Raw genomic sequence first — 23458 nt, 5'->3', positions numbered from 1 at the left:
GTAACACCCCCCGTAGCGCTCGACAGCTACGGGTGATTGGCTGCCAACCGCCGATCCAACTGATGCCGCCACCGCACATACAACAGCGCCGTGCAAAACACCGCCAGACTCGTCAGCATCTCCAGCACCCCGAACCACTGGCGGTTCGGGTCGTACGCCGCCAGCGCGCCCTTGATGAAATACAGGTTCACCGCAAAGCACATCCACGAATGCCCCCGCGCACTGCCGCTGATCATGCCCGGCGCCAGCAACAGCAGCGGCGCCAGCTCGATCAGCAGGATCACCCACGGGCGTGCGCCGTGCAGGTCGGCGACGAACAGGTAATACCCGCACAGCAAGCCCACCAGGGCAAAAAATGCCAGCAGGCTCAATGCGCGTGCCGCCTTTACACGCGGCTCCAGCCACGCCTGGGGCGGCAGGACTTTAGGCTTTTTGGCCACGGCCATTCTCCAGCAGCGTGGCGGTGGTAGCCAGGCGCAAGCCCAATGCCCGGCACAGGGCGATTTCGTGTTGATCGAGCATGCGCTTGCCGTCCGGCCCGGCATGGTGGCTGGCGCCATAAGGCGTGCCGCCGCCCTGGGTGTCGAGCAATGCCTGTTCGCTGTAGGGCAGGCCGGTGATCAACATGCCGTGGTGCAACAGCGGCAGCAGCATCGACATCAGCGTGGTTTCCTGGCCGCCGTGCAGGCTGGCGGTGGAGGTGAACACGCCAGCAGGCTTGCCGACCAGAGCGCCGGTGAGCCACAGGTTGCTCGTGCCATCAATAAAGTACTTGAGCGGCGCGGCCATGTTGCCGAAGCGCGTCGGGCTGCCCAGGGCCAGGCCTGAGCAGTTTTTCAAATCATCGAGGCTGGCGTACAACGCGCCTTCGTCCGGAATGCTCGGCGCCACGGCTTCGCATTCGGTGGAGATCGCCGGCACGGTGCGCAAACGCGCTTCCATACCGCCTTGCTCGATCCCCCGGGCAATATGCCGGGCCATTTCGCTGACCGAGCCGTTGCGGCTGTAATACAGCACCAGCACATACGGTGTGGTCACGGCAGAATCTCCAGTACGCTTTCTGGTGGGCGGCCAATGATGGCTTTGTCGGCGGTTTCCAGGATCGGGCGTTCCATCAGCTTGGGGTGTTCGGCGATGGCTGCGATCAGTTGGGTTTCGCTGAGGGTGGCGTCGGCCAGGTTGAGACTTTTGTATTCGTCTTCGCCAGTGCGCAGCAACTGACGGGCGCTGAGGCCCAGTTTGGCCAGCAAGGCCTTGATTTGCGCCGCGTCCAGCGGGGTTTCCAGGTAGCGCACCACGGTTGGGGCAAGGCCGCGGGCTTCAAGCAGTTCGAGCGCACCGCGGGATTTCGAGCAGCGCGGGTTGTGATAAAGCGTCAGATCGGTCATGTGCGGGTCGCATCTTGCGTAAGGTGGCGGGTATTCTACCCGCGCTGCGCCCCGTCCTTAAACCGTAAGAGGCGATAGGTCGCAGCCAACGTTCATTTTTGCGAAGGATTACCCCATGACACGTCGACTGATCGGTGCATTGGCGATCATTTCAACTTTGCTGCTCAGCGGCTGCGGCAATGACTATGGCGTTGACCAGTATGGCCAGAAAGTCGCGGCCGAGCGCCTCGACAAGCAATGGCTGGTGGTCAACTACTGGGCAGAATGGTGTGGCCCATGCCGCACGGAAATCCCTGAGCTCAATGCCTTGGCCGAGCAGCTCAAAGCACAGAACGTCGGGGTATTCGGGGTCAATTTCGATAACGTGCAGGGGGAGGAACTGAAAGCCGCCAGCGACAAGCTGGGCATCAAGTTCACCGTGCTGGCACAGAATCCGGACGGGATCTTCGACATTCCGCGCAGCGAGGCCCTGCCGGTGACTTACATCATCGATGACAAGGGCAAGGTGCGTGAGCAGTTGATGGGCGAGCAGACCGCGGAAGGCGTACTGGCCAAACTCAAGGCCTTGCGCGGTTAAAGCAGCAACTCCAAACAAATGTGGGATCGGGCTTGCCCCGCCCACATTTAGTCACAGAGTCGGGATCAGCCCTCTTCGGGCCACAGGCGAATCGGCTTGCCCTCGGCCGGCCAGAAGCGCGTCTGCTCGATCGGCGAGATATCCCAGCGCTGTACGGCTTGCAGAGCCTGGAAGAAGCGGTGTTCCTGCTCCATCAGGGCCTCGGCGCAGAGCTTGCGGGTGCTGCCGAGCTTGCCGAAGCTGAGCTTGTCGCCCTCGACGGTGTATGGCGCAAACCAGTGGTTGCAACCGCCATTGCCGTAGGCGCGACCATCGGCGCCGAGGGTGACGGTCAGGTGGGCGTAGTCCATCAACGGCCGCTCACCAATCCACTCCACCACGTAACTGTGATCCTGCTTGAGCTTGACCGCATCACCGGCACAGCCGCTCAGTGCCGCGCCGACGGCGGCGAGCAGAAGCAGGCCTTTCATTGCGCAGCCTTCTGGCATTTCGGGCAGCGGTGCTTGTCGCCTTCGCTGGCCCAGCCCAGTTCCTTGATGCGCGCGTTGGCGGCAGGCTGCAGCGGCTCCTTGCTCAGCTTGGTTTCCACCGCGAATTCAAACTCCAGCACGGTGTCGCAGCTGTCGCAGTTGACCTTCCAGGTGTGAATCTCCAGCTCGCCGAATTTAGGCCCTTGGGCCATGGCGACCCATTGGCCCGCCGGGCGGATGGAGTAGCGCGCATCGCCTTCGACGGTCAGGCGCATCGACAGGGTTTTACTGCCGCGCAGGGTGACGATCAACACGTCGCCGTGCTTGATCGAACCACCGTTGCCGGTGACCTGGTAACGGCCCGGCACCAGGGCGCGGCATTCGATCAGGGTGTGTTGCGGGCTCAGCAAGCTGAAGCGGAAATCGTGTTCGGCCATGGATCCTCCAAATAGGCGCGGCATCCTATCACGGGTGCCTGCTCATCATGAGCCTGGTATGTGACCGCTGATCAACCTTCGACAAGGTTCTGCGCCCGGCCATCAGCCCATGCAGCAATGTTGGCCAGGGTGGTGCCGGCAATGGCCGCCAGGGCTTCGCGGGTGAGGAACGCCTGGTGCGCGGTGATGATCACGTTGGGGAAGGTCAGCAGGCGCGCAAGCACGTCGTCTTGCAGAGGCATATCCGAACGGTCCTCGAAAAACAGCTGGGCTTCTTCTTCGTAGACATCCAGCCCCAGATAACCGAGTTGGCCGTCCTTGAGCGCTTCGATCAATGCCGGCGTATCCACCAGACCGCCGCGACCGGTATTGATCAGCATCGCGCCGGGCTGCATCTGTGCCAGGGCACGGGCATTGATCAAGTGTTTACTGTCGGTGGTCAGCGGGCAGTGCAGGCTGATGATCTGCGCTTGCGCGAGCAACTCGGGCAGGCTCACGTACTGCGCGCCCAAGGCCTGGACCTGCGGATTGGGGAAGGGGTCGTAGGCGAGCAGCGTACATCCGAACCCGGCCATGATTCTGGCAAATGTCGCGCCGATCTGCCCGGTACCGACCACACCGACCGTCTTGCCCGCCAGGTCGAAACCGGTGAGGCCGTGCAAGCTGAAGTCACCATCGCGGGTGCGGTTGTAGGCCCGATGCAAGCGGCGGTTGAGGGCGAGGATCAGCGCGACAGCGTGCTCCGCGACCGCATGGGGCGAGTAGGCTGGCACGCGCACGATGCTCAGGCCCAGGCGCCTGGCGACGGCGAGGTCGACATGGTTGTAACCCGCCGAACGCAGGGCAATCAGCCGGGTACCGCCTTTGGCCAAGTGTTCCAGCACCGGGGCGCTGAGGTCGTCGTTGATAAAGGCGCAGACCACCTCGTGATGTTCGGCCAGGGCCACGGTGTCGAGAGTGAGCCGGGCAGGCTGGAATTGCAGCGACAGGCCCGGTGGCAGCGGCTCGCCGAGGAAGCTGTCGCGGTCGTAGGTCTGGCTGCTGAAAAGAATCACGCGCATTGAAAATGCTCCCTGCTATTTATCAATTGATCAGCGCCTTGAAATAGGGTCAGACGCTGACCCGCGCTTCACTGGCCAGCCGGGCGATGGCCATGTCCAGTTCGTCCAGGGCCGTCATGGCCTTGGCGTCGTCCTGCTTGAGCAGGGTTTCGGCACGTTGACAGGCAGCGCGCAGTTGCGGCACGCCACAGTAGCGGGTGGCGCCGTGCAGGCGGTGGACGCGCTCGATCAGCGCCAGATTGTCCTTGGCATCGCGGGCAACGTGAATGGCCTGACGGTCTGCCTCCAGCGAGGCCAGCAGCATGGCGAGCATGTCGGCGGCCAGATCGGTTTTACCCGCAGCCAGGCGCAGGCCTTCCTCATGGTCGAGCACCGGCAGCTGCACGCCTGGGCCCAGCCCTTCGGTGACGCGCTCCGGCACTTGATTACGCAAGGCGAGGCCGGTCCATTTCAACACCACCTGGGCCAATTGCCGTTCGCTGATGGGTTTGGTCAGGTAATCGTCCATGCCGCTTTGCAGCAAGGCGCGTTTTTCGTTGGCCATGGCGTGGGCGGTGAGGGCGACCACCGGCAAGGGCGTCCCATGGCCCTCGCTTTCCCATTGGCGTATCGCCTCGGTACTCTGGCGTCCATCCATGCCGGGCATTTGCACGTCCATCAGCACAAGATCGAAGGTGTCCTGTTTTACGGCGTCGACTGCGGCGTAACCGCTTTCTACCGCACGCACCTGGGCGCCCATGTCTTCCAGCAAGGTTTGCACCAACAGCAGGTTCGCCGGGTTGTCGTCGACACACAGCACACGGGGCGCACGGCTGGACAGCGGCTCGCCCGGCTCGCTGCGCGACGGGCGCGGGCTGATCAGGTCGGACAGGGCGCGGCGCAGTTTGCGGGTGCACGCCGGCTTGGCCTGCAACTGGCTGTTGGGGTTGGGCACGGACTGGTTGAACAGCATCTGTTCGGTGGTAGGGCACAGCACCAGCACTTTGCAGCCCAGGCGTTCGAGATCCCAAAGGTGCTGGTTGAGACGCTCGGGCGGAATGTCGTTGGCGGTTACGCCGAGCACCGCCAAGTCAATGGCCTGCTCGGTCTGATGGGCGCTGGTGATGCCGTTGGTCAGGCTTTCCAGGCTATTGAACGGCGTGACTTCCAGGCCGCAGTCTTCCAGTTGATGTTGCAGGGCCTGGCGCGCCAGTTCGTGGTTTTCCAGTACCGCCACGCGGTGGCCCAGCAGTGGCGCGCAGGGCAGGTCTTCAATGTCGCCGCGGGTTTTGGGAAGGTTCAGGCTGATCCAGAACTCCGAGCCTTCACCCGGCGTGCTGTCTACACCGATTTCACCGCCCATCTGCTCGATCAGGCGCTTGGAAATCACCAGGCCCAGCCCGGTGCCGCCCGGCTGGCGTGACAGCGAGTTATCGGCCTGGCTGAACGCTTGGAACAGCGCGCGCACGTCCTGGCTGGACAGGCCAATGCCGGTGTCCTGCACGCTGATGCGCAGTTGCACGCTGTCTTCCAGTTCTTCTTCAATCATCGCTCGGGCCACGATAGTGCCCTCGCGGGTGAACTTGATCGCGTTGCTGATCAGGTTGGTGAGGATCTGCTTGAGCCGCAGCGGGTCGCCCACCAGCGCCAGCGGCGTGTCGCGGTAGACCAGGCTGACCAGTTCCAACTGCTTGGCATGGGCGGCGGGAGCGAGGATGGTCAGGGTGTCTTGCAGCAAGTCCCGCAGATTGAACGGGATGCTGTCGAGTACCAGTTTGCCGGCCTCGATCTTCGAGAAGTCGAGGATCTCATTGATGATGCCCAGCAGGTTGTCGGCGGATTTTTCGATAGTGCCCAGGTAGTCCAACTGGCGCGGCGTGAGCTCGCTTTTTTGCAGCAGGTGGGTAAAGCCGAGGATGCCGTTGAGCGGCGTGCGGATTTCATGGCTCATATTGGCCAGGAACTCGGACTTGATACGGCTGGCCTCCAGCGCCTCTTTGCGCGCCAGGTCCAGCTCGATGTTTTGGATTTCGATGGTTTCCAGGTTCTGGCGCACGTCTTCGGTGGCTTGGTCGATGCTGTGCTGCAATTCTTCCTGGGCGTTTTGCAGGGTTTCGGCCATGCGGTTGACGCCTGAGGCGAGCTGGTCGAGTTCCTGGCTGCCCAAAGGCGGCAAGCGGGTTTCCAGGTTGCCGTCCTTGAGTTGGGCCACGGCTTGCTTGATCAGACCAATCGGCCCGTTGATCGTACGGCTGATGCGCAGCGCCAGGGCTGCGGTGCAGATCAGGCCGATGGCAATCAACAGCAGGCTGGCGAACAGGCTGCGATAGCCGCGCAGCAACATACCGTTGTGGGACAGTTCTACCTCGACCCACCCCAGCAGGCGGTCGGCTTCATCGGGGATCAGGTCGCCCGCCAGGTTGCGATGGCGGCCAAACACCGGCAGCAGGTAGCGCGTGGCGTCGTTCTCGGTGCGTTGCAGCAGGTGCGAACTGTTGCCGACCGGCGGCTGGTTGAGCATGGTCGGGCCGGCGTGGGCGAGGGGCGTGCGGTCCGGTGCGAGGAACGCCACGGTGCGCACGTCCAGTTGCTCCAGGGACTGAGTGGCAATGCGTTCCAGCAGGTCGGTGTTCTTGCTGCTTAACGCAGGAGCCACCAGCGGGGCCAGTTGCTCGGTGATCATTTCGCCGCGTTGCAGCAATTGGGCCTGCAATTCCGAGAGCTGCATCCAGGTAAAGTAGCCGCCCAACAACAAGGCCATCAGGCTGGTCGGTAATAAGCTCAGCAACAGTACGCGGCCTTTTATCCCCATTCTTCTAAGCACGCCACTCTCCTGCTACCACACTGATATCAATCTTCCGCGCCGGCGTCCGGCCCGCGCCACCTGCGCAGTGTAGCCATTTGCGCGGCCCGGAATCTTGCAAATTAATGACAGGGCGCAATCTTCGGCCTGTTTGGCGTCGTGTGGCGATTGCCTGCGCCGGGGTTATCTTGAATAATCAGTGATTGAGAATGACTTGCAGACGCTAATGAATCCCGCAGCAGTTGGCCTACCCAGTATCCTGACCATTGAAGATGACCCCGTGCTGGGCGCCTATGTCCACGAGCATCTGGGGCGCTGTGGCTTCCAGGTCACGTGGTGCCAGAACGGCCAGCAAGGGTTGGAGATGGCCCGCGAACAGGCGTTCGACGTGGTGTTGATGGATATCCTGCTGCCGGGGCTGGACGGCTTGTCGATTCTGACCCATCTGCGCCAGAGCCATTCGATCCCGGTGATCCTGATGTCGGCATTGGGCGCCGAGGCCGATCGCGTCAGCGGTTTTCGCCTGGGGGCCGATGACTATTTGCCTAAACCCTTCAGCATGGTGGAGTTGCGCGTGCGGATCGAAGCCATCCTGCGCAGGGTGGCCCTGGATCGGCGCCCGCTGGCGACACTTGCGCCGGAGCGTGGGGACGCCCGCACGCTGCGGTTCGACGACGAGCTGTGCGATGTGTTTCATCTGGAACACTCGGCTGGCCTGACCCGCAGCGAATACCGTCTGCTGGAAACCCTGCACCGCAATACCGAAGAAGTCCTCAGCAAAGCGTTCCTCTACCAGCATGTACTGCAACGTGGCTATGCGCCCCATGACCGCAGCCTCGACATGCACATCAGCCAGATCCGTCGCAAGCTCAAGGCCATCGGCTACAACGAGCGCGAAGTGCGCACTGTGTGGGGCAAGGGCTATGTGTTGAGTGGTCATGACGATGGGCTTTGACGGTGCGCTGAAACGGCTGCCGGGCAAGCATTCGTTATTCTGGAAGCTCGCCTGCCTGTTGATTGCCTTCTGCCTGCTGATGATCTGGCTCAGTTGGTCCTGGGGCCGCTACATGGAGCAAAAGAACGCGTACCTGTCCGACGAGGCGAGGGTTACGTTGAGTGGTTATGCGGTCAGCGCCGAGCAGGCCTGGAACCGAGGCGGTCATGCGGGTGTTGATGCATGGCTGCAGGCCATGGGCAAACAGGAACGTACCTGGATCGGTGTGATCGGCAATGACTTGCAGTCGTTGAGCAGCTACCCGCTGACCGATACAGAGAGCCAGCGCCTGACCTTCCTGCGCGGCCTGGATTGGCCGGTGAGTCGCCACGTCAAGGGCTTGCCGTGGCTCAAGATCCCGTTTGCGGTTGATCCGGGCGCCGGTTCGCTGGTCATCGAACTGCCGCAGCGTTTTATGCCGGGGCGCTATCAAGTGTTCTGGCGGGTGGTGACCAACGGGGTGATCCCCGGTTTGTTTACCTTGTTGCTGTGCGTTGGCCTGTATCGGCTGTTGATCATGCCCCTCAATCAACTGCGCGAGCAGGCCAATGCCTGGCGAGCTGATCAGTTGAATACGCGGATGTCCCACGACGCCACCAGTCGTCAGGATGAACTGGGCGAGTTGGGGCGCGCGTTTGATCATATGTCCGAGCGGTTGCAGGGCACGGTGGTGTTGCAGCAGCAACTGCTGCGGGACATGTCCCATGAACTGCGTACACCGTTGAGCCGCTTGCGCGTGGCCTGTGACAGTGAGCAAGACCTAGCGCAGTTGCGTGAGCGGTTAGGCCGAGAGATCGATGCCATGCAGCGCCTGGTGGAAGACAGCCTGCAATTGGCCTGGCTGGACACGGAGCGGGCGCCGCTGCCCAAGGAAGATCTTCAGGTGCAGGCACTGTGGGACATGCTGCGGGAGAATGCATGCTTTGAAAGCGATTGGCCCGTATCGCGATTGCCTTGCCTGCTGGCGGCTGACTGTTGGGTGCGCGGCAACCTGAACGCCCTGGCCCAGGCCCTGGAAAATATCCTGCGCAACGCCATACGTCATTCGCCGGTGGATGGAGTTGTGTGCCTGGACGGGCAGCGCGATGGCGAGTACTGGCACCTGTGGCTGGAGGATCAGGGCGGGGGGATTGACGAGGGGGATCTGGAGCGGATCTTCGCGCCGTTTACACGCCTGGACGGCTCACGGCCCGGCGATGGTGGCTTCGGCCTGGGCCTGAGCATCGCGCGCAATGCCGTGCAACGCCAGGACGGCAGCCTGTGGGCGGAAAACACCGGCCAGGGCTTACGTGTGCACCTGCGTTTGCTGGCGCGTTAGGCGTTTGCCCTGCGCTGCTTGCGTTTCTTCCATTGATGCGCAACCCACCAGCGCCAGTAGCCCATGGTCAGGCAATAGGCCAATGCGCCGAGCACCATGCCCAATACTACCGAGCCCAGCAAGAAGGGTTGCCACAGCGTACTCAACTGACCGCTGATCCATTCCCAGGTCAAGTCATCGGGCAGGCTGCGCGGTGGTACGTTCATCAACCAGGCACCGGTCATGTAGGTGCAGATAAATACCACCGGCATGGTAATCGGGTTGGTCAGCCAAACCAGGCTGATGGCGATGGGCATATTGCCGCGCACGGTAATTGCCAGCACTGCGGCCAACAGCATCTGCAACGGAATCGGGATAAATGCCGCGAACAGGCCCACCGCCATCGCACGGGCCACTGAGTGCCGATTCAGGTGCCAAAGGTTCGGGTCATGCAGCAGCGTGCCAAGAAACTGTAATGACTTGTGTTCCCTGATACTGGTGGGGTCGGGCATGTACCGTTTGAATAAGCGCCGTGGCATAAGGGGTCCAGGTCAGTTCGAGGGGCAAGTATGCGCGCATTCTATAAACAGAAAATTCAGACTTTGTGACAAAACATCATAGGCCGTTCCCGACACCCAGCTAAGACTGAGTGGATCACTTGAAAAGGATGATTCATGAAGACAGGGATGTTCGCACTCGCGCTGGGGTTGCTTGCCCTGCGTTTTCTACCGGCATTGCCGACGACTGGGTGGCTGATAGCCATGCTGGTGCTGGCATTGATGCTGCTGCCATTTCGCACGTCGCCCCTGGCGTTTTTCCTGCTGGGTTTGAGCTGGGCGTGCATCAGCGCGCAGGGGGCGCTGGATGATCGTCTGCGACCGGCGCTCGATGGCCAGACGCGATGGCTGGAGGGCCGCGTCGTTGGGCTGCCGCAGCAGACCGGCACCGGAGTGCGTTTTGAACTGGCCGACAGTCGGTCGCGCAACGCCCGCTTGCCCCAGCGTATCCGCGTGTCCTGGCACGGTGGGCCCGAGGTGCGCAGCGGGGAGCGTTGGCGCCTGGCTGTCACGCTTAAACGGCCTTCCGGGCTGCTCAATTTTCACGGTTTTGATCAGGAGGCCTGGCTGCTGGCCCAGCGGATTGGCGCGACTGGCTCAGTTAAGGACGGTGAGCGCCTGTCGCCGGCCCGGCATGCCTGGCGCGACACGGTGCGCCAACGGTTGATCGCCGTTGACGCTCAAGGTCGCGAGGCGGGCCTGGCCGCCTTGGTACTGGGAGATGGTTCCGGGCTGTCAGCCGAGGATTGGCAGGTCTTGCAGGACACGGGCACGGTGCATCTGCTGGTGATTTCCGGCCAGCATATCGGCTTGCTGGCGGGCTTGATCTACGGGTTGGTCGCGTTATTGGCACGCTACGGTTTCTGGCCCCGCACCTGGCCGTGGCTGCCGTGGGCGTGTGGTCTGGCGTTCGCTGCCGCGCTGGCATACGGCTTGTTGGCGGGGTTCGGTGTGCCGGTTCAGCGGGCCTGTGTGATGGTAGGCCTGGTACTGCTGTGGCGTTTACGCTTCCGTCATTTGGGGTTCTGGTGGCCATTGCTGCTGGCGCTTAATGGCGTACTGATTCTTGAGCCATTGGCCAGCCTGCAACCGGGGTTTTGGCTGTCTTTTGCGGCTGTTGCCGTATTGATCCTGGCATTCGGTGGGCGCTTGGGGCCGTGGAGTGCCTGGCAGGCCTGGACGCGCCCTCAATGGTTGATTGCCATTGGTCTGTTTCCCGTGTTGTTGGTGCTTGGATTGCCCATCAGCGTCAGCGCGCCGCTGGCCAATCTGGTGGCCGTACCGTGGATCAGTCTCGTGGTGTTGCCAGTGGCGTTGCTGGGGACCCTGATGCTGCCGCTGCCTTATCTGGGGGAGGGCTTGCTGTGGCTGGCGGGTGGGGCGCTGGAGGGGTTGTTCCGGGGCCTGGCGTGGCTCGCGGGGCACGTGCCCGCGTGGGTACCTGCCGAGGTGCCGGTGGGGTATTGGCTGGTCAGCCTGATGGGCGCGGTGCTGCTATTGCTGCCCAAAGGCGTGCCGTTTCGGCTGCTGGGCTGGCCCATGCTGCTGTTGGCAGTCTTTCCACCGCGCGAGCCGGTGCCCCATGGCCGGGTGGAGGTGGTGCAGTTGGATGTGGGGCAGGGGCAGTCCCTGGTGCTGCGCACGCGCCATCACACGTTGCTCTACGATGCCGGCCCGCGTTCGGGGGCGGTTGACCTGGGGGCTCGCGTGGTGCTGCCTGCGTTGAAAAAGCTCGGCGTCGGGTCGCTGGATCTGATGTTGCTCAGCCATGCTGACGCCGATCATGCCGGTGGGGCGGCGGCTGTTGCCCGTGGGTTGCCCATCAGGCGGGTCGTAGGCGGTGAAACCGAGGGGTTGCCCACGTTTCTCGGCACCCAGCCGTGTGTCAGCGGTGAGCAGTGGGAATGGGATGGTGTGTTATTCGAGCTGTGGCAGTGGCCTGATGCTTCAGAGGGCAACCCGAAGTCCTGCGTTCTGCAGGTCCAGGCCAACGGCGAGCGGCTGCTGCTCACCGGGGATATTGATCGGGCCGCCGAGCGGGCATTTCTCGCCTCACCCTTGGCCGTACGCACCGATTGGCTGCAAGCCCCTCACCACGGCAGCCGCAGTTCGTCGTCCGGGGCGTTTCTAAAGCGCCTGGCGCCCACATCGGTGCTGATTTCCCGAGGGCGCGGCAATGCGTTCGGTCATCCCCATCCGCAGGTCATTGCGCGGTACCAGGCGTTGGGCAGCCGGGTGTACGACAGCGCCGAACAGGGTGCCGTGCGCCTGCAACTGGGCGCCTTCATGCCACCCGTTGTTGCGCGCAGTCAACGGCGTTTCTGGCGTGAACGGTTACCCTGGTCCGGCGTCGGCAGCATTGCCGACAAACCCCGCCGCTGAACCTATATGGTAAAGTGGCGCACTTTTTCGAGGGGACATTCACTGTGTGGGAATTGGTCAAATCCGGCGGCTGGATGATGTTGCCGATTATCATGAGCTCCATCGCCGCACTCGGCATCGTTGCCGAACGCCTGTGGACCCTGCGTGCCAGTCGCGTTACCCCCGAGCATCTACTGGGGCAGGTCTGGGGCTGGATCAAGAACAAACAGCTGGACAAGGAAAAACTCAAGGCACTGCGCGCTGACTCGCCCCTGGGTGAAATCCTCGCGGCGGGCCTGGCCAACTCCAAGCATGGCCGCGAGATCATGAAAGAATGCATCGAAGAGGCCGCCGCGCGGGTTATCCATGAGCTGGAGCGCTATATCAATGCCCTTGGCACCATCGCTGCCATGGCGCCGCTGCTCGGTTTGCTGGGAACGGTGCTGGGCATGATCGACATTTTCAGCTCGTTCATGGGCTCGGGCATGACCACCAATGCGGCCGTGCTCGCCGGGGGTATTTCCAAGGCGTTGATCACTACGGCAGCGGGCCTGATGGTGGGTATTCCTGCGGTGTTCTTCCACCGTTTCCTGCAGCGGCGTATCGATGAGCTGGTGGTCGGTATGGAGCAGGAAGCCATCAAGCTGGTGGAAGTGGTGCAAGGCGATCGTGATGTGGACCTGGTTGGGGGCAAAGCGTGAAATTTCGCCGCAAGCAACGGGAAAATGTCGATATCAACCTCGCGTCGCTGATCGACGTGGTGTTTATCCTGCTGCTGTTCTTTGTCGTCACCACCACCTTCACCCGGCAAACCGAGCTGCGTGTCGACTTGCCGGAAGCGGTGAGTGGGTCGCCGGCCGAGGACCAGCAAGTCAAGCAACTGGACATCGCCATCAGCGCCGACGGGGTGTTTTCGGTGAATAACCAGTTGCTGGAGAAAAACGATCTCGCCAGCCTGATGGTCGCCCTGGAGAAAGAATCCGGCGGCGATACCCAGTTGCCGCTGTCCATCAGTGCCGATGGTAAAACCCAACACCAGGCCGTGATCACCGCGATGGACGCGGCCGGCAAGCTCGGGTTCAGCCATCTGCGCATGAGCACCGTCGAGGCGGCGAGTCAACCCTGATGGCCATGTCCGATCGTCTGCTCAAGGCCTGGTACGAGGGCCATCCGGCGCTCGCGTTATTGCGGCCGCTGGAGTCTTTGTATCGCCGTGTGGTGCAGCGCAAACGCGCTCGGTTTGTGGCGGGCGAGGGAGAGATCTATCAGTCGCCCGTACCCGTGGTGGTGGTCGGGAACATCACCGTGGGCGGCACCGGCAAAACGCCGTTGATCCTGTGGTTGATCGAACATTGTCGGCGCAGTGGCTTGCGTGTCGGCGTGGTCAGTCGGGGTTACGGCGCCAAGCCTCCTCAACTGCCCTGGCGCGTCGAGGCCAGCCACAGCGCCGCGGTGGCGGGTGACGAACCTTTGCTGATCGTGCAGCGCTGCGGCGTGCCCTTGGTAATCGACCCTGACCGCAGCCGTGCGGTAAAGGCACTGTTGGCCAGCGAGACTCTCGACCTGATCCTTTCCGACGATGGCCTGCAACACTATCGCCTGGCCCGTGACCTGGAGCTGGTGTTGATCGACGCCGCCCGCGGCCTCGGTAACCGCCGTTGCCTGCCTGCCGGGCCGCTGCGTGAGCCGGTCGAGCGCCTGCAGAGTGTTGATGCACTGCTCTACAACGGGGCTGAATCAGATCGCGACGACGGCTTTGCCTTCCGTCTGCAGCCTACGGCACTGGTCAACCTGCATACCGGCGAGCGCCAGTCGGTGGAGTACTTTCAAGCAGGTCAGTCGGTGCACGCGGTCGCCGGTATCGGTAACCCGCAACGTTTCTTCAACACCCTTGAAACGCTACACTGGCAGCCGATTCCCCATGCGTTTGCCGACCACGCGCCCTACAGCGCCGAGGTCTTGAATTTTACACCGTCATTGCCGCTGGTCATGACCGAGAAGGACGCGGTGAAGTGCCGCGCCTTTGCCCAGCCCGACTGGTGGTACCTTGCAGTGGATGCCGTGCCGTCGCCGGCGTTCGTCGTCTGGTTCGACACGCAGCTGATGCGCTTGTTGCCCGCCCGTCTCTTGCCTTAAAACGCTTCTTTCCAGGAAACACTCATGGACACCAAACTGCTCGACATCCTCGCTTGCCCGATCTGCAAAGGCCCGCTCAAGCTCAGCGCCGATAAAACCGAGCTGATCAGCAAAGGCGCCGGCCTGGCGTACCCGATCCGTGATGGCATCCCGGTGATGCTGGAAAGCGAAGCCCGCACCCTGACCACCGATGAGCGCCTGGATAAATGACCACCGCCTTTACCGTCGTTATTCCCTCGCGTTACGCATCGACCCGCCTGCCAGGCAAGCCGCTGCAACTGATCGGCAACAAGCCGATGATCCAACTGGTCTGGGAACAGGCCTGCAAAAGCAGCGCCGATCGGGTGGTCGTGGCCACCGACGACCCGCGCATTATCGAAGCCTGCAAAGGGTTCGGTGCCGAAGCGGTTCTGACCCGCGAAGACCATAATTCCGGCACCGACCGCCTGGCCGAAGTGGCCACGCAGCTTGGCCTGGCGCCTGACGCCATCGTGGTCAATGTGCAAGGCGACGAGCCTTTGATCCCGCCGAGTGTGATCGACCAGGTGGCCGCCAACCTGGCTGCCCATGGTGAGGCGCGGATGGCCACCCTGGCCGAGCCGATTGAGGACATCGACACTTTGTTCAATCCGAACGTGGTGAAGGTCGTCAGCGATGTGAATGGCCTGGCACTGACCTTCAGCCGTTCGACCTTGCCCTGGGCGCGTGACGCCTTCGCCAGCAATCCCGATGTGTTGCCGGAGGGCGTGCCGTACCGCCGCCATATCGGCATCTATGCCTACCGCGCCGGTTTCCTGCACGACTTCGTCAGTTGGGGGCCGTGCTGGCTGGAAAATACCGAATCCCTGGAGCAACTGCGGGCCCTGTGGCACGGCGTGCGTATCCATGTGGGCGATGCCCTTGAAGCGCCGCCTGCCGGTGTCGATACCCAGGAAGACCTTGAGCGCGTCCGTCGCCTGCTGGGGGCCTGATGGAGGTTCTGTTTGTCTGCCTGGGCAATATCTGTCGCTCGCCCACCGCTGAAGGTGTTCTGCGCCATAAATTGCGCGAGGCCGGGCTGGCCGGGCAGGTCGAGGTGGCATCTGCCGGCACTGGCGACTGGCACGTCGGCAACCCGCCGGACCAGCGCAGCCAACGTGCGGCGATGGTGCGCGGTTACGATTTGTCGGCTCAGCGCGCCCAGCAGGTCTCCCGCGCCGACTTTGCGCGTTACGACCTGATCCTCGCGATGGATGGCAGCAACCTGCGCAACCTCAAGGCGCTGCAGTCGGGGCAGGGTAAGGCCGAACTGGATTTGTTCCTGCGCCGCTACGACTCGCAAGTGGACGACGTGCCAGACCCGTATTACGAAGGCGAGCAAGGCTTCGAGCGGGTGCTGGACCTGATCGAACGGGCCTGTGATTTATTGGTGATCGAATTGAAGGGGCGGTTATGACCTTGGACGTGCTGGCGCAGGTTTCCCTCAAGCCATTCAACAGCTTTGGCATCGACGTGCGCGCCCAGCTGTATGCCGAAGCCCGAAGCGATGCCGATGTGCGAGAGGCTCTGGCTTATGCTTCGGCGCAAGCGTTGCCGTTGCTGGTGATTGGCGGTGGTAGCAATCTGCTGCTAACCCAGGATATCGCTGCGTTGGTACTGCGCATGGCCACTCAGGGCATTCGCGTGCTGCACGATGACGGCGTGCACGTAGTGGTCGAAGCCGAAGCGGGCGAGGCCTGGCACCCGTTTGTGCTCTGGACATTGGCACAGGGTTTTTGCGGCCTGGAAAACCTCAGCCTGATCCCGGGCACCGTCGGCGCTGCCCCGATGCAGAACATTGGCGCCTACGGCGTGGAGATCAAGGATGTATTCGCCGGCCTCACAGCGCTGGATCGCCGCACCGGCGAACTGCGGGACTTCAGCCTGCAAGAATGCAACTTTGCCTACCGTGACAGCCTGTTCAAGCACGAAACCGGTCGCTGGTTGATCCTGCGGGTCCGCTTTGCCCTGAGCCGCGCCAGTCACCTCAAGCTCGATTACGGCCCGGTGCAACAGCGCTTGGCCGGGCAGGGCATCACCGACGCGACGCCTAGCGACGTCAGCCGCGCAATTTGCAGCATCCGCAGCGAAAAACTGCCGGACCCGGCAGTCCTGGGCAATGCCGGCAGCTTCTTCAAGAACCCGCTGGTGACCAAGGCCTTGGCCGAAGAGCTACAAGCGCTGTATCCGGACCTGGTGGCCTACCCCCAGGCGGATGGGCACATGAAGCTTGCCGCCGGTTGGCTGATCGACAAGGCCGGCTGGAAGGGCTTCCGTGAAGGGGATGCGGGCGTGCACAAACTGCAGGCGCTGGTGCTGGTCAACTATGGCAGCGCCACAGGGCACGACATCGCGAAGCTGGCCCAGCGTATCCAAACGGATATCGCCGAGCGTTTCAAGGTCCAGCTGGAAATGGAACCCAACCAGTACTGATGCCCTGAAAACAAAAATGCCCCGCATCTTTCGATGCGGGGCATTTTTTATGCCGCTAACAATCAGTCATCGCGGCTCATGATGCCGAAGATCTGCAACAGGCTGACAAACAGGTTGTAGATCGACACATACAGGCTGACGGTAGCCATGATGTAGTTGCGCTCACCGCCGTGAATGATGGCGCTGGTCTGGAACAGGATGCATACCGAGGAGAACAGCACAAACCCCGCGCTGATCGCCAGTTGCAGCCCGCTGATCTGGAAGAACATGCCTGCAACCACTGCCGCCAGCAACACAAAGAAACCTGCGGTGATGAAGCCACCCAGGAAGCTCATGTCCTTGCGGGTGATCAGCACGTAGGCCGACAGGCCACCAAACACCAGGGCCGTCATGGCAAACGCCGAGCTGACCACTTCCGCACCACCGGCCATGCCGAGGTAACGGTTGAGGATCGGGCCGAGGATAAAGCCCATGAACCCGGTCAAGGCAAACGCCGACACCAGGCCCCAGGCCGAGTCACGCAGCTTGTTGGTCAGGAAAAACAGGCCATAGAAGCCGATCAGTACAACAAAGATATTCGGATAGCCGACGCGCATCTGCTGCGCCACGAACGCCATCACGCCGCTGAATGCGAGGGTAAGGGCGAGCAGGCCATAGGTGTTGCGCAACACGCGGCTGACTTCAAGCTGCTCAGCCTGCGCGTTACCATTCACTGCGTAATTCTGTTCGCGCATGGCGACACTCCTTCGGTTTTGAAACGTTCAGTCGCAAAGATCATAACAGACGCTCTGTAACAAGCGATGGCGAGAGTTTGACAGTGTGTTTCATTCGGGTATTATGGCGCCCGCTGAGACAGGATGGCCTACTATAATCCTGTGATGCACAAGGGAAATTGGCAGAGTGGTTGAATGCACCGGTCTTGAAAACCGGCGAACGTTAATAGCGTTCCCAGGGTTCGAATCCCTGGTTTCCCGCCAAGATTCAAACAAAAGCCCCGCGATTGCGGGGCTTTTGTGTTTCTGCGGTTTGGCAGTCCGATGGGCAATACTTCGCCGTGCCACTCCCGCAGCCAATCTTCAAGGCCGTTTCTCATCTCAATCAGCAAAAAAGCTGAGCCACCGAAAGCAGGCAGATCACTTGGGCAAACATTTGTGCTCGAATTGGATGTTTCATCGCCGTCACCTCGTTTGCAGTTGCCGGTGGTAGTGCCGTAGGCGATGTGCATACACACGCCAGGCCGCTCGAAGGTTGAAATGCCACCCTGGCTCGCCAACAACACACGCAACTGCTCCAGAAAGTATAGACCCTGAAACGAATTCGTCACGAAACGCGCTGGCATGCGGGTCTCATGACAATTTGCCGATGCCTGTCGCACTTTTTTTGATTTCTCTGCTCTATCTTTGTCCCAGCCCCGCCGATTCCCCGCGAGGGCAGAAGAACAAGATCGGGTGCCGATGGATCGCACGTTTCCTCTTTCAAACATTCGTCGCATACGCCGGCTGCTGCTGTTGGCTGCGATCTTCATATTCGGCGCGACAGGTTGCACCCAGCAACAGGGGCAGGACATTGCCAAGCAGTTCACCAATGGCAAGCCCGATGAGTTCTTTCAGACCAGTGTCGATCGCATGGCCACCCTGGGCATGCGCGACAATCTGCAAAGCCTGTATCTGCTGATGAGCAAGCTATACCTGCGTAACCCCAGCCAGTGGCGGCAATCGGGTTATCCGGATGCGGTGAGTGCCGAGCGGGAAATTCGCCAGGCAATCGAGCAGCGTCGACCGCTGCCTGCCCTGGGTGAGCGTCGAGACCTGGCCGCGTTGAGTTACTCCTTGAGTCCGGAGTTTCAGGGCGACCGGGTGGGCGCCTTTATATACGCGATCGGCAGTATGTTGGTGACCGCCCACGGCGGGCGCACTGAGTTCTACATGACCGATTCGATCAACCCGCAGTTCGTCAGCAATGCCGCGCGCAATATCGAGAAGGCTACTTGGCTGCTGAGCAAGCGTCAGGATGCGAATGGCGTGTTGCTGCTGTTTTCCAATGAGATCTCGGAGGAGGGCAGCAACCTCAGTTTTGCCGTGGAGTTCGGCAAGATTGTGGCGCGGCTTGACCTGCTGACCCAGATGCTGGATGAGCGGTATCGGCGTATCGGGCTCAACTATGCGCAAAGTTTGTTGCTGATGAATTTCCTGCCGGTGCAGTGAACGGATGGCGCGTACGGCTTTTCTCTTTTCAATGTAGGAAGTGGCCTATGTTGCGCCCCCATGCTTGAAACGCCCCGACGTCGGCAATAGCCTCGGACTTTTCCGAAAAAGTGAGGCCCTACCTTGGGTAAGCGAAAAACGGTGTGGCCGACGGACCGCGAGATACGCCTGCGCTTTATCCTCTTTGCCGTTATCGACGCCGCAAGTGTCGAGGGGGTTCCTGCCGAGTTGTTATTACCGGCGCACAAATTGCTGCGTGATTCACCCACCGAGGCGCAGTTTGTCGAGGCCCTCAGGGCAATACTGGCGGCCGACCAGATGCACGGCTTCAGGTTTGCGGTGGGCTCCGAGGCGGACGATCTGATGCAGACACTGGATAGGCCTGCCGGTTAGATCTATTTCTGTTGCGCGAGACAACTGAGTGAGCAACTAACTGTTCATCGGCCTATGCTCAAGCCGCAGGCCGCATGGCCGATGCAGTGATGACTACCTCAGGGACGCCGCCATGTTCAATCGCCGCTTGAAGAAGGATCTGCAGGACCGGGACGACGAGCTTTTCCAATTGCGACAGCTCGTTACGCAGTATGACCGCGGCATGCTCTCAATATGCCTGGATGCCGACATGCGGCTCATTGCCGTCAACGAGGATTTTGCCCGGACCCTGGGCTACTCCTGCGAGCAATTGCAGGGCCGTCTCTTGAGTGAAATTGTTCCGCCTTACGTCAGGGATTTACCTTGTTTCCGTGATTTCAATGCAGCAGTCGCCCGCTCCGAGCCGGTGAGCGACGATTACCGCTTCCTGCGCAGTGACGGCAGCCTGGCCTGGATCAACCTCACCTGGTGCCCGATCAACGCGCGTGACGGTCAGCTGTCGCAAATCCAGGGCTACGGCATCGAGGTCAGTCGCGCCATTGAGCAAGCCAAGGAAAACGAAGCGTTTATCAACGCGTTGATCCGCTCGACGGCCGTCATTCAGTTCAGATTGGATGGGACGGTGGTCACCGCCAATACCCAGTTTCTCGACGCCATGGGCTATACGCTCGATCAGATCGTCGGCAAAAAGCACAGTCTGTTTTGCACCGCGCAGGAGGCCGCTTCGAGCGGATACGCCGCGTTCTGGCAAACCCTCAATCGCGGCGAATTTGTTGCCAGCCGCTTCAAGCGTGTGGACAGCCGCGGCAACGAGGTCTGGCTCGAAGCCACCTACAACCCGGTGCACGACGCCGAGGGCAAGCTGTGCAAAGTGGTCAAGTTTGCCAGTGTGGTCACCGACCAGGTCTTGCGCGAGTCCGAGGTCAAGGCCGCCGCCGGCGTTGCCTACGAGGTTTCTTTACAAACCGACGTCACGGCCGAACGCGGCGCGGCGGTTGTGCAAGACACCGTGCAGACCATGCAAAACATTGCCCTGCAAATGCAATCCGCCACCGGCAGCATTGAGGCGCTGGGCAAACAGTCGCTGCTGATCAGCGCGATTGTGCAGACCATCGGCGGCATCGCCGCGCAAACCAATCTGCTTGCACTCAATGCCGCCATTGAGGCTGCTCGTGCAGGTGAACAGGGCCGTGGATTCGCGGTGGTGGCGGATGAAGTAAGGCAATTGGCCAGCCGTACCAGCACGGCAACCGAAGAGATCGTCAGCGTGGTCCAACAGAACCAGCGCCTCGCCGACGAAGCCATTACCGAGATGTTCAGCAGTCGCGAGCAGGCTGAGCAAGGCTTGACACTGGCCAACCAGGCTGGCGCCGTCATCACGGAGATCCAGGGTGGCGCCAAGCAGGTGGTGAACGCAGTGGGGCGTTTTGCGAACGAGCTGCAATAGCCCAGGCATAGGGCTGCTTGGTTTTGATTTGAGAATCAGGAGAGTGCTATCAAACCTTTAACCCCTGAAGAACTGGCGGTCATCGCCGAGATAGAAACAGCGTCCAATATCCTGCGCCTGACCACGCGCTTGACGGATATGCGCTTCTCGGCGATCTCGAAGATGACCGACACCCACTGGGTGGCCTGCGCGGTGTACGACGAGCTGCATTTTGGCGTGGAGGTCGGGCATGAATTGCAGCTTGAAGCCACGCTGTGCAACGGTCTGCGGGCCAATCCCAAGCCCATCATTATCGAACACGCCAGCAAGGATCCGGTGTTCTGGCAAAATCCTTTGCCCAGTAAACATGGCTTCGAAAGCTACATCTCCCTGCCGATTGTCTTCTCCGACGGCAGCGTCTTCGGCACCTTGTGCGCCTTGGACGTGTTGCCGAAAAAGCTCGAGAACCCGCAAATGGTCGAGATACTCACGATTTTCACCCGGCTGATCAGCACCACTCTGGAATTGCAGTACAGCAGGGCCTGACTTCGGGCTATCTGAGTCAGCGTTAGATCGTTTATTTCCTTGTAAATAAAATCGGTCCGACACTGTTGTGGGAAGGGGCTGGTCCGTTAATAAGGCGTGACTTGCCGGGCATCGTTGGCTTCCCATCACTGTTCGCGTGATGGCCCTGCCGTTCACGCCCCCGAATTCCAAGGACCCACCCATGCTGCTGCGCCAACCTCCATTCCTGTTTGCTGCCTTGACCTTAAGCTCGCTGGTGCACGCCGAAGACCTGCAATTGGCACCGGTCGAAGTCACCACGGCTGAAGCGAGTGCGGGCGAAGTGGCTCAGGCGCAGCTCAAGAGCGTGCCCGGCGCCACCAATTACATCGACATGGGCAGCGTGCAGCAGGGGCGGGTGAGCACCAACGAAGATGTGTTCAAGTACCAGCCGGGGGTGTACGCCAAGGCGGCGAACAACGAAGGGGTGAAACTGTCGATTCGCGGGTCGGGCCTCAACCGCAGCCCTGGCTCCCATGCGTCGGGGCTTTACGAGATGTTCGATGGCCTGCCGCTGACCGGCCCCGGCGGCACCCCTTATGAGCTCAAGGACCCGCTGTGGCAAAGCCGGGTCGAGGTGTTGCGCGGCGCCAACGGTTTTGATCAGGGCGCGTTGGCCCTCGGTGGTGCGGTCAACTACGTCACGCGAACGGGCTACGACGCTCCCAAGCTGCAAGTGCGCTATGAGGCGGGCAGCCGTGGCTATGCCCAGCGCGAGATCAGTTCGGGCCAGGTGCTGGGCGACGCCGACTACTACATCAGCCTCACCGACTCGCAATCCGACGGCTACCAGCGCCAGAGCGCGGCCACAGGCAAGGGCGTGGCCGCCAACTTCGGCTACCGCTTCAACCCCAACCTGGAAACCCGCTTCTATTTCCGTTATCGCGAAACCACTAACGACACCCCCGGCAAACTCACTCGCAGCCAGATCAGCCACGACCCACGCGCCGCCAACAGCCTCAACGCTGCGCGCGACTCCAAGCGCCTGCAACCTGGCTCCACCTGGATCGCCAACAAAACCACCCTGCAACTGGACGACAACTCCCGCCTTGAAGTGGGCCTGGCGTACCACGATTACCCGATGGACCTGCGCGAGGGCACTATCCGTATGAAAGTCGCCTACACCGACGTCAGCGGCACCCTCAACTACATCCGCCAGGACACGGTGTTCGGCCACGACAGCAAAACCACCCTCGGCCTGCGCACCACCCAGGCGATGCCCAACAATGGCGGCGCCGAATACGTGCGCATTCCCGCCGGTAACACGGCCATTTATGCCCCCGGCACCAAGACCCGCGATTACAGCTATCTGGGCTCCGACACCGTGCTGCACATCGGCAACGACCTGGAACTGGTGCCGGACCTGTGGCTGACCACCGGCCTGGCCGCCATCTACACCCGCCGCGAAACCGAGGTCACCTATCCCGAAGGCCAGGCACCGCTTAGCCAGCACGATTGGGACTACGCGCCGCGCATCGGCCTGCGTTATGACTTCAACCCGCAATTGCAGGTGTACGGCAACCTCAGTCGCTCCGTCGAGCCGCCGCATGCGTGGTCGATGATCTGGGGTTCCAACAAGTATTTTACGAGCGGTCCTGCCAAAGGCATGGCGCGTGAAGGCGTCAGCCTGAAAAACCAGACCGCCACCACCCTGGAAGTCGGCGGTCGCGGTGAGGCCTGGCTCGGCCAGTGGGACCTGGCGCTGTACCGCTCCGAAGTGCGCCACGAATTGCTCACCGTGGAAACCCAGGCCCAGACCGCAACCAGCGATGCCATCGTCGCCGAATCCAACGCCAGCCCCACCGTGCACCAAGGCGTGGAACTGGGCCTGCTCAACCCATTGTGGGACGGCGGCCGCAACGGCAAACTCGACCTGCGCCAGGCCTACACCTTCAGCGACTTCCACTACCGCGACGACGACCGTTTCGGTGGCAACACCTTGCCGGGCATCCCCAAACACTACTACCAGGCGCAACTGCGCTACAGCCACCCGACCGGTTTCTACACCAGCTTTAACACCGAGCACTCATCAAAAGTGGCGGTGGACTACGCCAACTCCTACTACGCCGCGGCCTATACGATTGTTGGCGCAACGTTCGGCTACGACGCGCCCAAGCAGGACTGGCAAGCCTGGGTCGATCTGCGCAACCTCGCCAACCGCCGTTACGCCAACACTGTCACGCCGGGTTACGACGACAAAGGCCTGGATGTTGCGCGCTCTACACCGGCAGATGGGCGTGGTATCTACACCGGCGTTTCATGGAGCTGGCGCTAAGAGGACATACCGATGGGAGGGCGCTTTTACAGGATGTGAGCCCCTTGCCCCGACATCGTTTTACTGGCATTGTTTGCGCAATTGGTAACATTTCCCATTTGAGAAA

25 protein-coding genes and 1 tRNA gene are annotated in these 23458 nt (G+C 61.4%); 17 read left to right on the top strand and 9 right to left on the bottom strand.

Going from position 1 to position 23458, the window contains the following annotated elements; all coding sequences use genetic code 11:
* Positions 1 to 26: 26 nt before the first annotated feature.
* Genes DNK50_RS19435 through arsC form a run of 3 tightly spaced genes read right to left on the bottom strand, consistent with a single transcriptional unit; the run spans position 27 to position 1388 of the window.
* The gene (locus tag DNK50_RS19435; protein ID WP_112196968.1) at positions 27 to 440 is read right to left on the bottom strand and encodes a DUF2069 domain-containing protein; all 414 of its coding nucleotides are present in this window, start codon (positions 438 to 440) and stop codon (positions 27 to 29) included.
* On the bottom strand, positions 424 to 1038 hold the full coding sequence (gene wrbA / locus DNK50_RS19430; protein WP_112195870.1) for an NAD(P)H:quinone oxidoreductase: 615 nt from the start codon (positions 1036 to 1038) through the stop codon (positions 424 to 426). Before wrbA ends, DNK50_RS19435 begins: the two co-directional genes overlap by 17 nt.
* Positions 1035 to 1388 carry an arsenate reductase (glutaredoxin) gene (arsC, locus tag DNK50_RS19425; protein ID WP_112195869.1) on the bottom strand — a complete coding sequence of 118 codons (354 nt, stop codon included), beginning with the start codon at positions 1386 to 1388 and terminating at the stop codon, positions 1035 to 1037. The genes wrbA and arsC overlap by 4 nt, the downstream gene beginning before the upstream one ends.
* Before the next feature lie 115 nt (positions 1389 to 1503).
* On the opposite strand from arsC, the gene DNK50_RS19420 reads away from it, so the two are divergent.
* Complete coding sequence (locus DNK50_RS19420) at positions 1504 to 1965, top strand: TlpA disulfide reductase family protein (protein ID WP_112195867.1); 462 nt, start codon at positions 1504 to 1506, stop codon at positions 1963 to 1965.
* A gap of 65 nt (positions 1966 to 2030) precedes the next feature.
* Here the strand turns inward: DNK50_RS19420 and DNK50_RS19415 are convergent, their stop codons facing one another.
* The 4 genes from DNK50_RS19415 to DNK50_RS19400 all read right to left on the bottom strand — a co-directional run bounded on the left by DNK50_RS19415 (position 2031) and on the right by DNK50_RS19400 (position 6736).
* Positions 2031 to 2435 (bottom strand): META domain-containing protein, encoded by a 405-nt coding sequence (locus DNK50_RS19415; RefSeq protein ID WP_112195865.1) that lies wholly within the window; start codon positions 2433 to 2435, stop codon positions 2031 to 2033.
* The gene (locus DNK50_RS19410) at positions 2432 to 2872 is read right to left on the bottom strand and encodes a hypothetical protein (RefSeq protein ID WP_099586985.1); all 441 of its coding nucleotides are present in this window, start codon (positions 2870 to 2872) and stop codon (positions 2432 to 2434) included. Before DNK50_RS19410 ends, DNK50_RS19415 begins: the two co-directional genes overlap by 4 nt.
* Before the next feature lie 71 nt (positions 2873 to 2943).
* Positions 2944 to 3933, bottom strand: a complete 990-nt coding sequence (locus DNK50_RS19405) for a 2-hydroxyacid dehydrogenase (RefSeq protein ID WP_112195863.1) — start codon at positions 3931 to 3933, stop codon at positions 2944 to 2946.
* A gap of 49 nt (positions 3934 to 3982) precedes the next feature.
* On the bottom strand, positions 3983 to 6736 hold the full coding sequence (locus DNK50_RS19400) for a response regulator (protein WP_112195861.1): 2754 nt from the start codon (positions 6734 to 6736) through the stop codon (positions 3983 to 3985).
* 205 nt (positions 6737 to 6941) lie between these two features.
* Here DNK50_RS19400 and DNK50_RS19395 point away from each other — a divergent pair, with 205 nt between their 5' ends.
* Together DNK50_RS19395 and DNK50_RS19390 are read left to right on the top strand one after the other, a co-directional pair.
* Positions 6942 to 7670: a response regulator transcription factor gene (locus DNK50_RS19395; RefSeq protein WP_099586982.1), complete on the top strand. Its 729-nt coding sequence runs from the start codon at positions 6942 to 6944 to the stop codon at positions 7668 to 7670.
* Entirely contained in the window at positions 7654 to 9027 is a 1374-nt protein-coding gene (locus tag DNK50_RS19390) for a sensor histidine kinase (RefSeq protein ID WP_112195859.1), read from the top strand. Before DNK50_RS19395 ends, DNK50_RS19390 begins: the two co-directional genes overlap by 17 nt.
* On the opposite strand, the gene DNK50_RS19385 is transcribed toward DNK50_RS19390, so the two are convergent.
* Positions 9024 to 9545: a DUF2062 domain-containing protein gene (locus DNK50_RS19385; protein WP_112195857.1), complete on the bottom strand. Its 522-nt coding sequence runs from the start codon at positions 9543 to 9545 to the stop codon at positions 9024 to 9026. The two genes, DNK50_RS19390 and DNK50_RS19385, sit on opposite strands and share 4 nt — an antisense overlap.
* Before the next feature lie 135 nt (positions 9546 to 9680).
* Between DNK50_RS19385 and DNK50_RS19380 the strand changes: the two genes are divergently transcribed.
* The 8 genes from DNK50_RS19380 to murB are packed head-to-tail and all read left to right on the top strand — an operon-like array spanning position 9681 to position 16511.
* Entirely contained in the window at positions 9681 to 11945 is a 2265-nt protein-coding gene (locus tag DNK50_RS19380; RefSeq protein ID WP_256595306.1) for a DNA internalization-related competence protein ComEC/Rec2, read from the top strand.
* A 44-nt stretch (positions 11946 to 11989) separates the two neighbouring features.
* Positions 11990 to 12625, top strand: a complete 636-nt coding sequence (locus DNK50_RS19375) for a MotA/TolQ/ExbB proton channel family protein (RefSeq protein WP_099586978.1) — start codon at positions 11990 to 11992, stop codon at positions 12623 to 12625.
* Positions 12622 to 13050 carry a biopolymer transporter ExbD gene (locus DNK50_RS19370; protein WP_099586977.1) on the top strand — a complete coding sequence of 143 codons (429 nt, stop codon included), beginning with the start codon at positions 12622 to 12624 and terminating at the stop codon, positions 13048 to 13050. Before DNK50_RS19375 ends, DNK50_RS19370 begins: the two co-directional genes overlap by 4 nt.
* A complete protein-coding gene (gene lpxK, locus DNK50_RS19365) occupies positions 13050 to 14060 on the top strand; it encodes a tetraacyldisaccharide 4'-kinase (RefSeq protein WP_099586976.1) in 1011 nt (336 codons plus the stop codon). Before DNK50_RS19370 ends, lpxK begins: the two co-directional genes overlap by 1 nt.
* Positions 14061 to 14084: 24 nt before the next feature.
* On the top strand, positions 14085 to 14270 hold the full coding sequence (locus tag DNK50_RS19360) for a Trm112 family protein (protein WP_003174668.1): 186 nt from the start codon (positions 14085 to 14087) through the stop codon (positions 14268 to 14270).
* A complete protein-coding gene (gene kdsB / locus DNK50_RS19355; protein WP_099586975.1) occupies positions 14267 to 15031 on the top strand; it encodes a 3-deoxy-manno-octulosonate cytidylyltransferase in 765 nt (254 codons plus the stop codon). Before DNK50_RS19360 ends, kdsB begins: the two co-directional genes overlap by 4 nt.
* Positions 15031 to 15495: a low molecular weight protein-tyrosine-phosphatase gene (locus DNK50_RS19350; RefSeq protein WP_099586974.1), complete on the top strand. Its 465-nt coding sequence runs from the start codon at positions 15031 to 15033 to the stop codon at positions 15493 to 15495. The genes kdsB and DNK50_RS19350 overlap by 1 nt, the downstream gene beginning before the upstream one ends.
* Entirely contained in the window at positions 15492 to 16511 is a 1020-nt protein-coding gene (gene murB / locus DNK50_RS19345; protein WP_112195853.1) for a UDP-N-acetylmuramate dehydrogenase, read from the top strand. The genes DNK50_RS19350 and murB overlap by 4 nt, the downstream gene beginning before the upstream one ends.
* 62 nt (positions 16512 to 16573) lie before the next feature.
* On the opposite strand, the gene DNK50_RS19340 is transcribed toward murB, so the two are convergent.
* Positions 16574 to 17245 carry a Bax inhibitor-1/YccA family protein gene (locus tag DNK50_RS19340; RefSeq protein ID WP_078048997.1) on the bottom strand — a complete coding sequence of 224 codons (672 nt, stop codon included), beginning with the start codon at positions 17243 to 17245 and terminating at the stop codon, positions 16574 to 16576.
* Between the two features lie 152 nt (positions 17246 to 17397).
* On the opposite strand from DNK50_RS19340, the gene DNK50_RS19335 reads away from it, so the two are divergent.
* From DNK50_RS19335 to DNK50_RS19310, 6 genes are all read left to right on the top strand, one after another.
* A tRNA-Ser gene (locus tag DNK50_RS19335) sits at positions 17398 to 17488 on the top strand.
* 477 nt (positions 17489 to 17965) lie between these two features.
* Positions 17966 to 18715, top strand: coding sequence for a hypothetical protein (locus tag DNK50_RS19330; protein WP_099586972.1), 750 nt, complete (start codon positions 17966 to 17968; stop codon positions 18713 to 18715).
* Between the two features lie 123 nt (positions 18716 to 18838).
* Positions 18839 to 19108 (top strand): hypothetical protein, encoded by a 270-nt coding sequence (locus tag DNK50_RS19325; protein WP_112195851.1) that lies wholly within the window; start codon positions 18839 to 18841, stop codon positions 19106 to 19108.
* Between the two features lie 112 nt (positions 19109 to 19220).
* Complete coding sequence (locus DNK50_RS19320) at positions 19221 to 20534, top strand: methyl-accepting chemotaxis protein (RefSeq protein WP_099586970.1); 1314 nt, start codon at positions 19221 to 19223, stop codon at positions 20532 to 20534.
* Between the two features lie 129 nt (positions 20535 to 20663).
* A complete protein-coding gene (locus DNK50_RS19315; protein ID WP_244643483.1) occupies positions 20664 to 21059 on the top strand; it encodes a GAF domain-containing protein in 396 nt (131 codons plus the stop codon).
* A gap of 181 nt (positions 21060 to 21240) precedes the next feature.
* On the top strand, positions 21241 to 23352 hold the full coding sequence (locus tag DNK50_RS19310) for a TonB-dependent receptor domain-containing protein (protein WP_112195849.1): 2112 nt from the start codon (positions 21241 to 21243) through the stop codon (positions 23350 to 23352).
* The last annotated feature ends 106 nt before the right edge of the window (positions 23353 to 23458 follow it).

Source organism: Pseudomonas sp. LG1E9, from assembly GCF_003290225.1.
Lineage (GTDB): Bacteria > Pseudomonadota > Gammaproteobacteria > Pseudomonadales > Pseudomonadaceae > Aquipseudomonas > Aquipseudomonas cyclaminis.
Note: the sequence above shows the minus strand (reverse complement) of the source record. Positions and strands in the feature narration are given on the sequence as shown.

Bases quoted from the DNA above. Each gene is read 5' to 3' on its own strand.
- arsC (WP_112195869.1), bottom strand. From the start codon at position 1,388: ATGACCGATCTGACGCTTTATCACAACCCGCGCTGCTCGAAATCCCGC.
- DNK50_RS19420 (WP_112195867.1), top strand. From the start codon at position 1,504: ATGACACGTCGACTGATCGGTGCATTGGCGATCATTTCAACTTTGCTG.
- DNK50_RS19415 (WP_112195865.1), bottom strand. From the start codon at position 2,435: ATGAAAGGCCTGCTTCTGCTCGCCGCCGTCGGCGCGGCACTGAGCGGC.
- DNK50_RS19410 (WP_099586985.1), bottom strand. From the start codon at position 2,872: ATGGCCGAACACGATTTCCGCTTCAGCTTGCTGAGCCCGCAACACACC.
- DNK50_RS19405 (WP_112195863.1), bottom strand. From the start codon at position 3,933: ATGCGCGTGATTCTTTTCAGCAGCCAGACCTACGACCGCGACAGCTTC.
- DNK50_RS19395 (WP_099586982.1), top strand. From the start codon at position 6,942: ATGAATCCCGCAGCAGTTGGCCTACCCAGTATCCTGACCATTGAAGAT.
- DNK50_RS19390 (WP_112195859.1), top strand. From the start codon at position 7,654: ATGACGATGGGCTTTGACGGTGCGCTGAAACGGCTGCCGGGCAAGCAT.
- DNK50_RS19385 (WP_112195857.1), bottom strand. From the start codon at position 9,545: ATGCCACGGCGCTTATTCAAACGGTACATGCCCGACCCCACCAGTATC.
- DNK50_RS19380 (WP_256595306.1), top strand. From the start codon at position 9,681: ATGAAGACAGGGATGTTCGCACTCGCGCTGGGGTTGCTTGCCCTGCGT.
- lpxK (WP_099586976.1), top strand. From the start codon at position 13,050: ATGGCCATGTCCGATCGTCTGCTCAAGGCCTGGTACGAGGGCCATCCG.
- DNK50_RS19360 (WP_003174668.1), top strand. From the start codon at position 14,085: ATGGACACCAAACTGCTCGACATCCTCGCTTGCCCGATCTGCAAAGGC.
- kdsB (WP_099586975.1), top strand. From the start codon at position 14,267: ATGACCACCGCCTTTACCGTCGTTATTCCCTCGCGTTACGCATCGACC.
- DNK50_RS19350 (WP_099586974.1), top strand. From the start codon at position 15,031: ATGGAGGTTCTGTTTGTCTGCCTGGGCAATATCTGTCGCTCGCCCACC.
- murB (WP_112195853.1), top strand. From the start codon at position 15,492: ATGACCTTGGACGTGCTGGCGCAGGTTTCCCTCAAGCCATTCAACAGC.
- DNK50_RS19340 (WP_078048997.1), bottom strand. From the start codon at position 17,245: ATGCGCGAACAGAATTACGCAGTGAATGGTAACGCGCAGGCTGAGCAG.
- DNK50_RS19330 (WP_099586972.1), top strand. From the start codon at position 17,966: ATGGATCGCACGTTTCCTCTTTCAAACATTCGTCGCATACGCCGGCTG.
- DNK50_RS19320 (WP_099586970.1), top strand. From the start codon at position 19,221: ATGTTCAATCGCCGCTTGAAGAAGGATCTGCAGGACCGGGACGACGAG.
- DNK50_RS19310 (WP_112195849.1), top strand. From the start codon at position 21,241: ATGCTGCTGCGCCAACCTCCATTCCTGTTTGCTGCCTTGACCTTAAGC.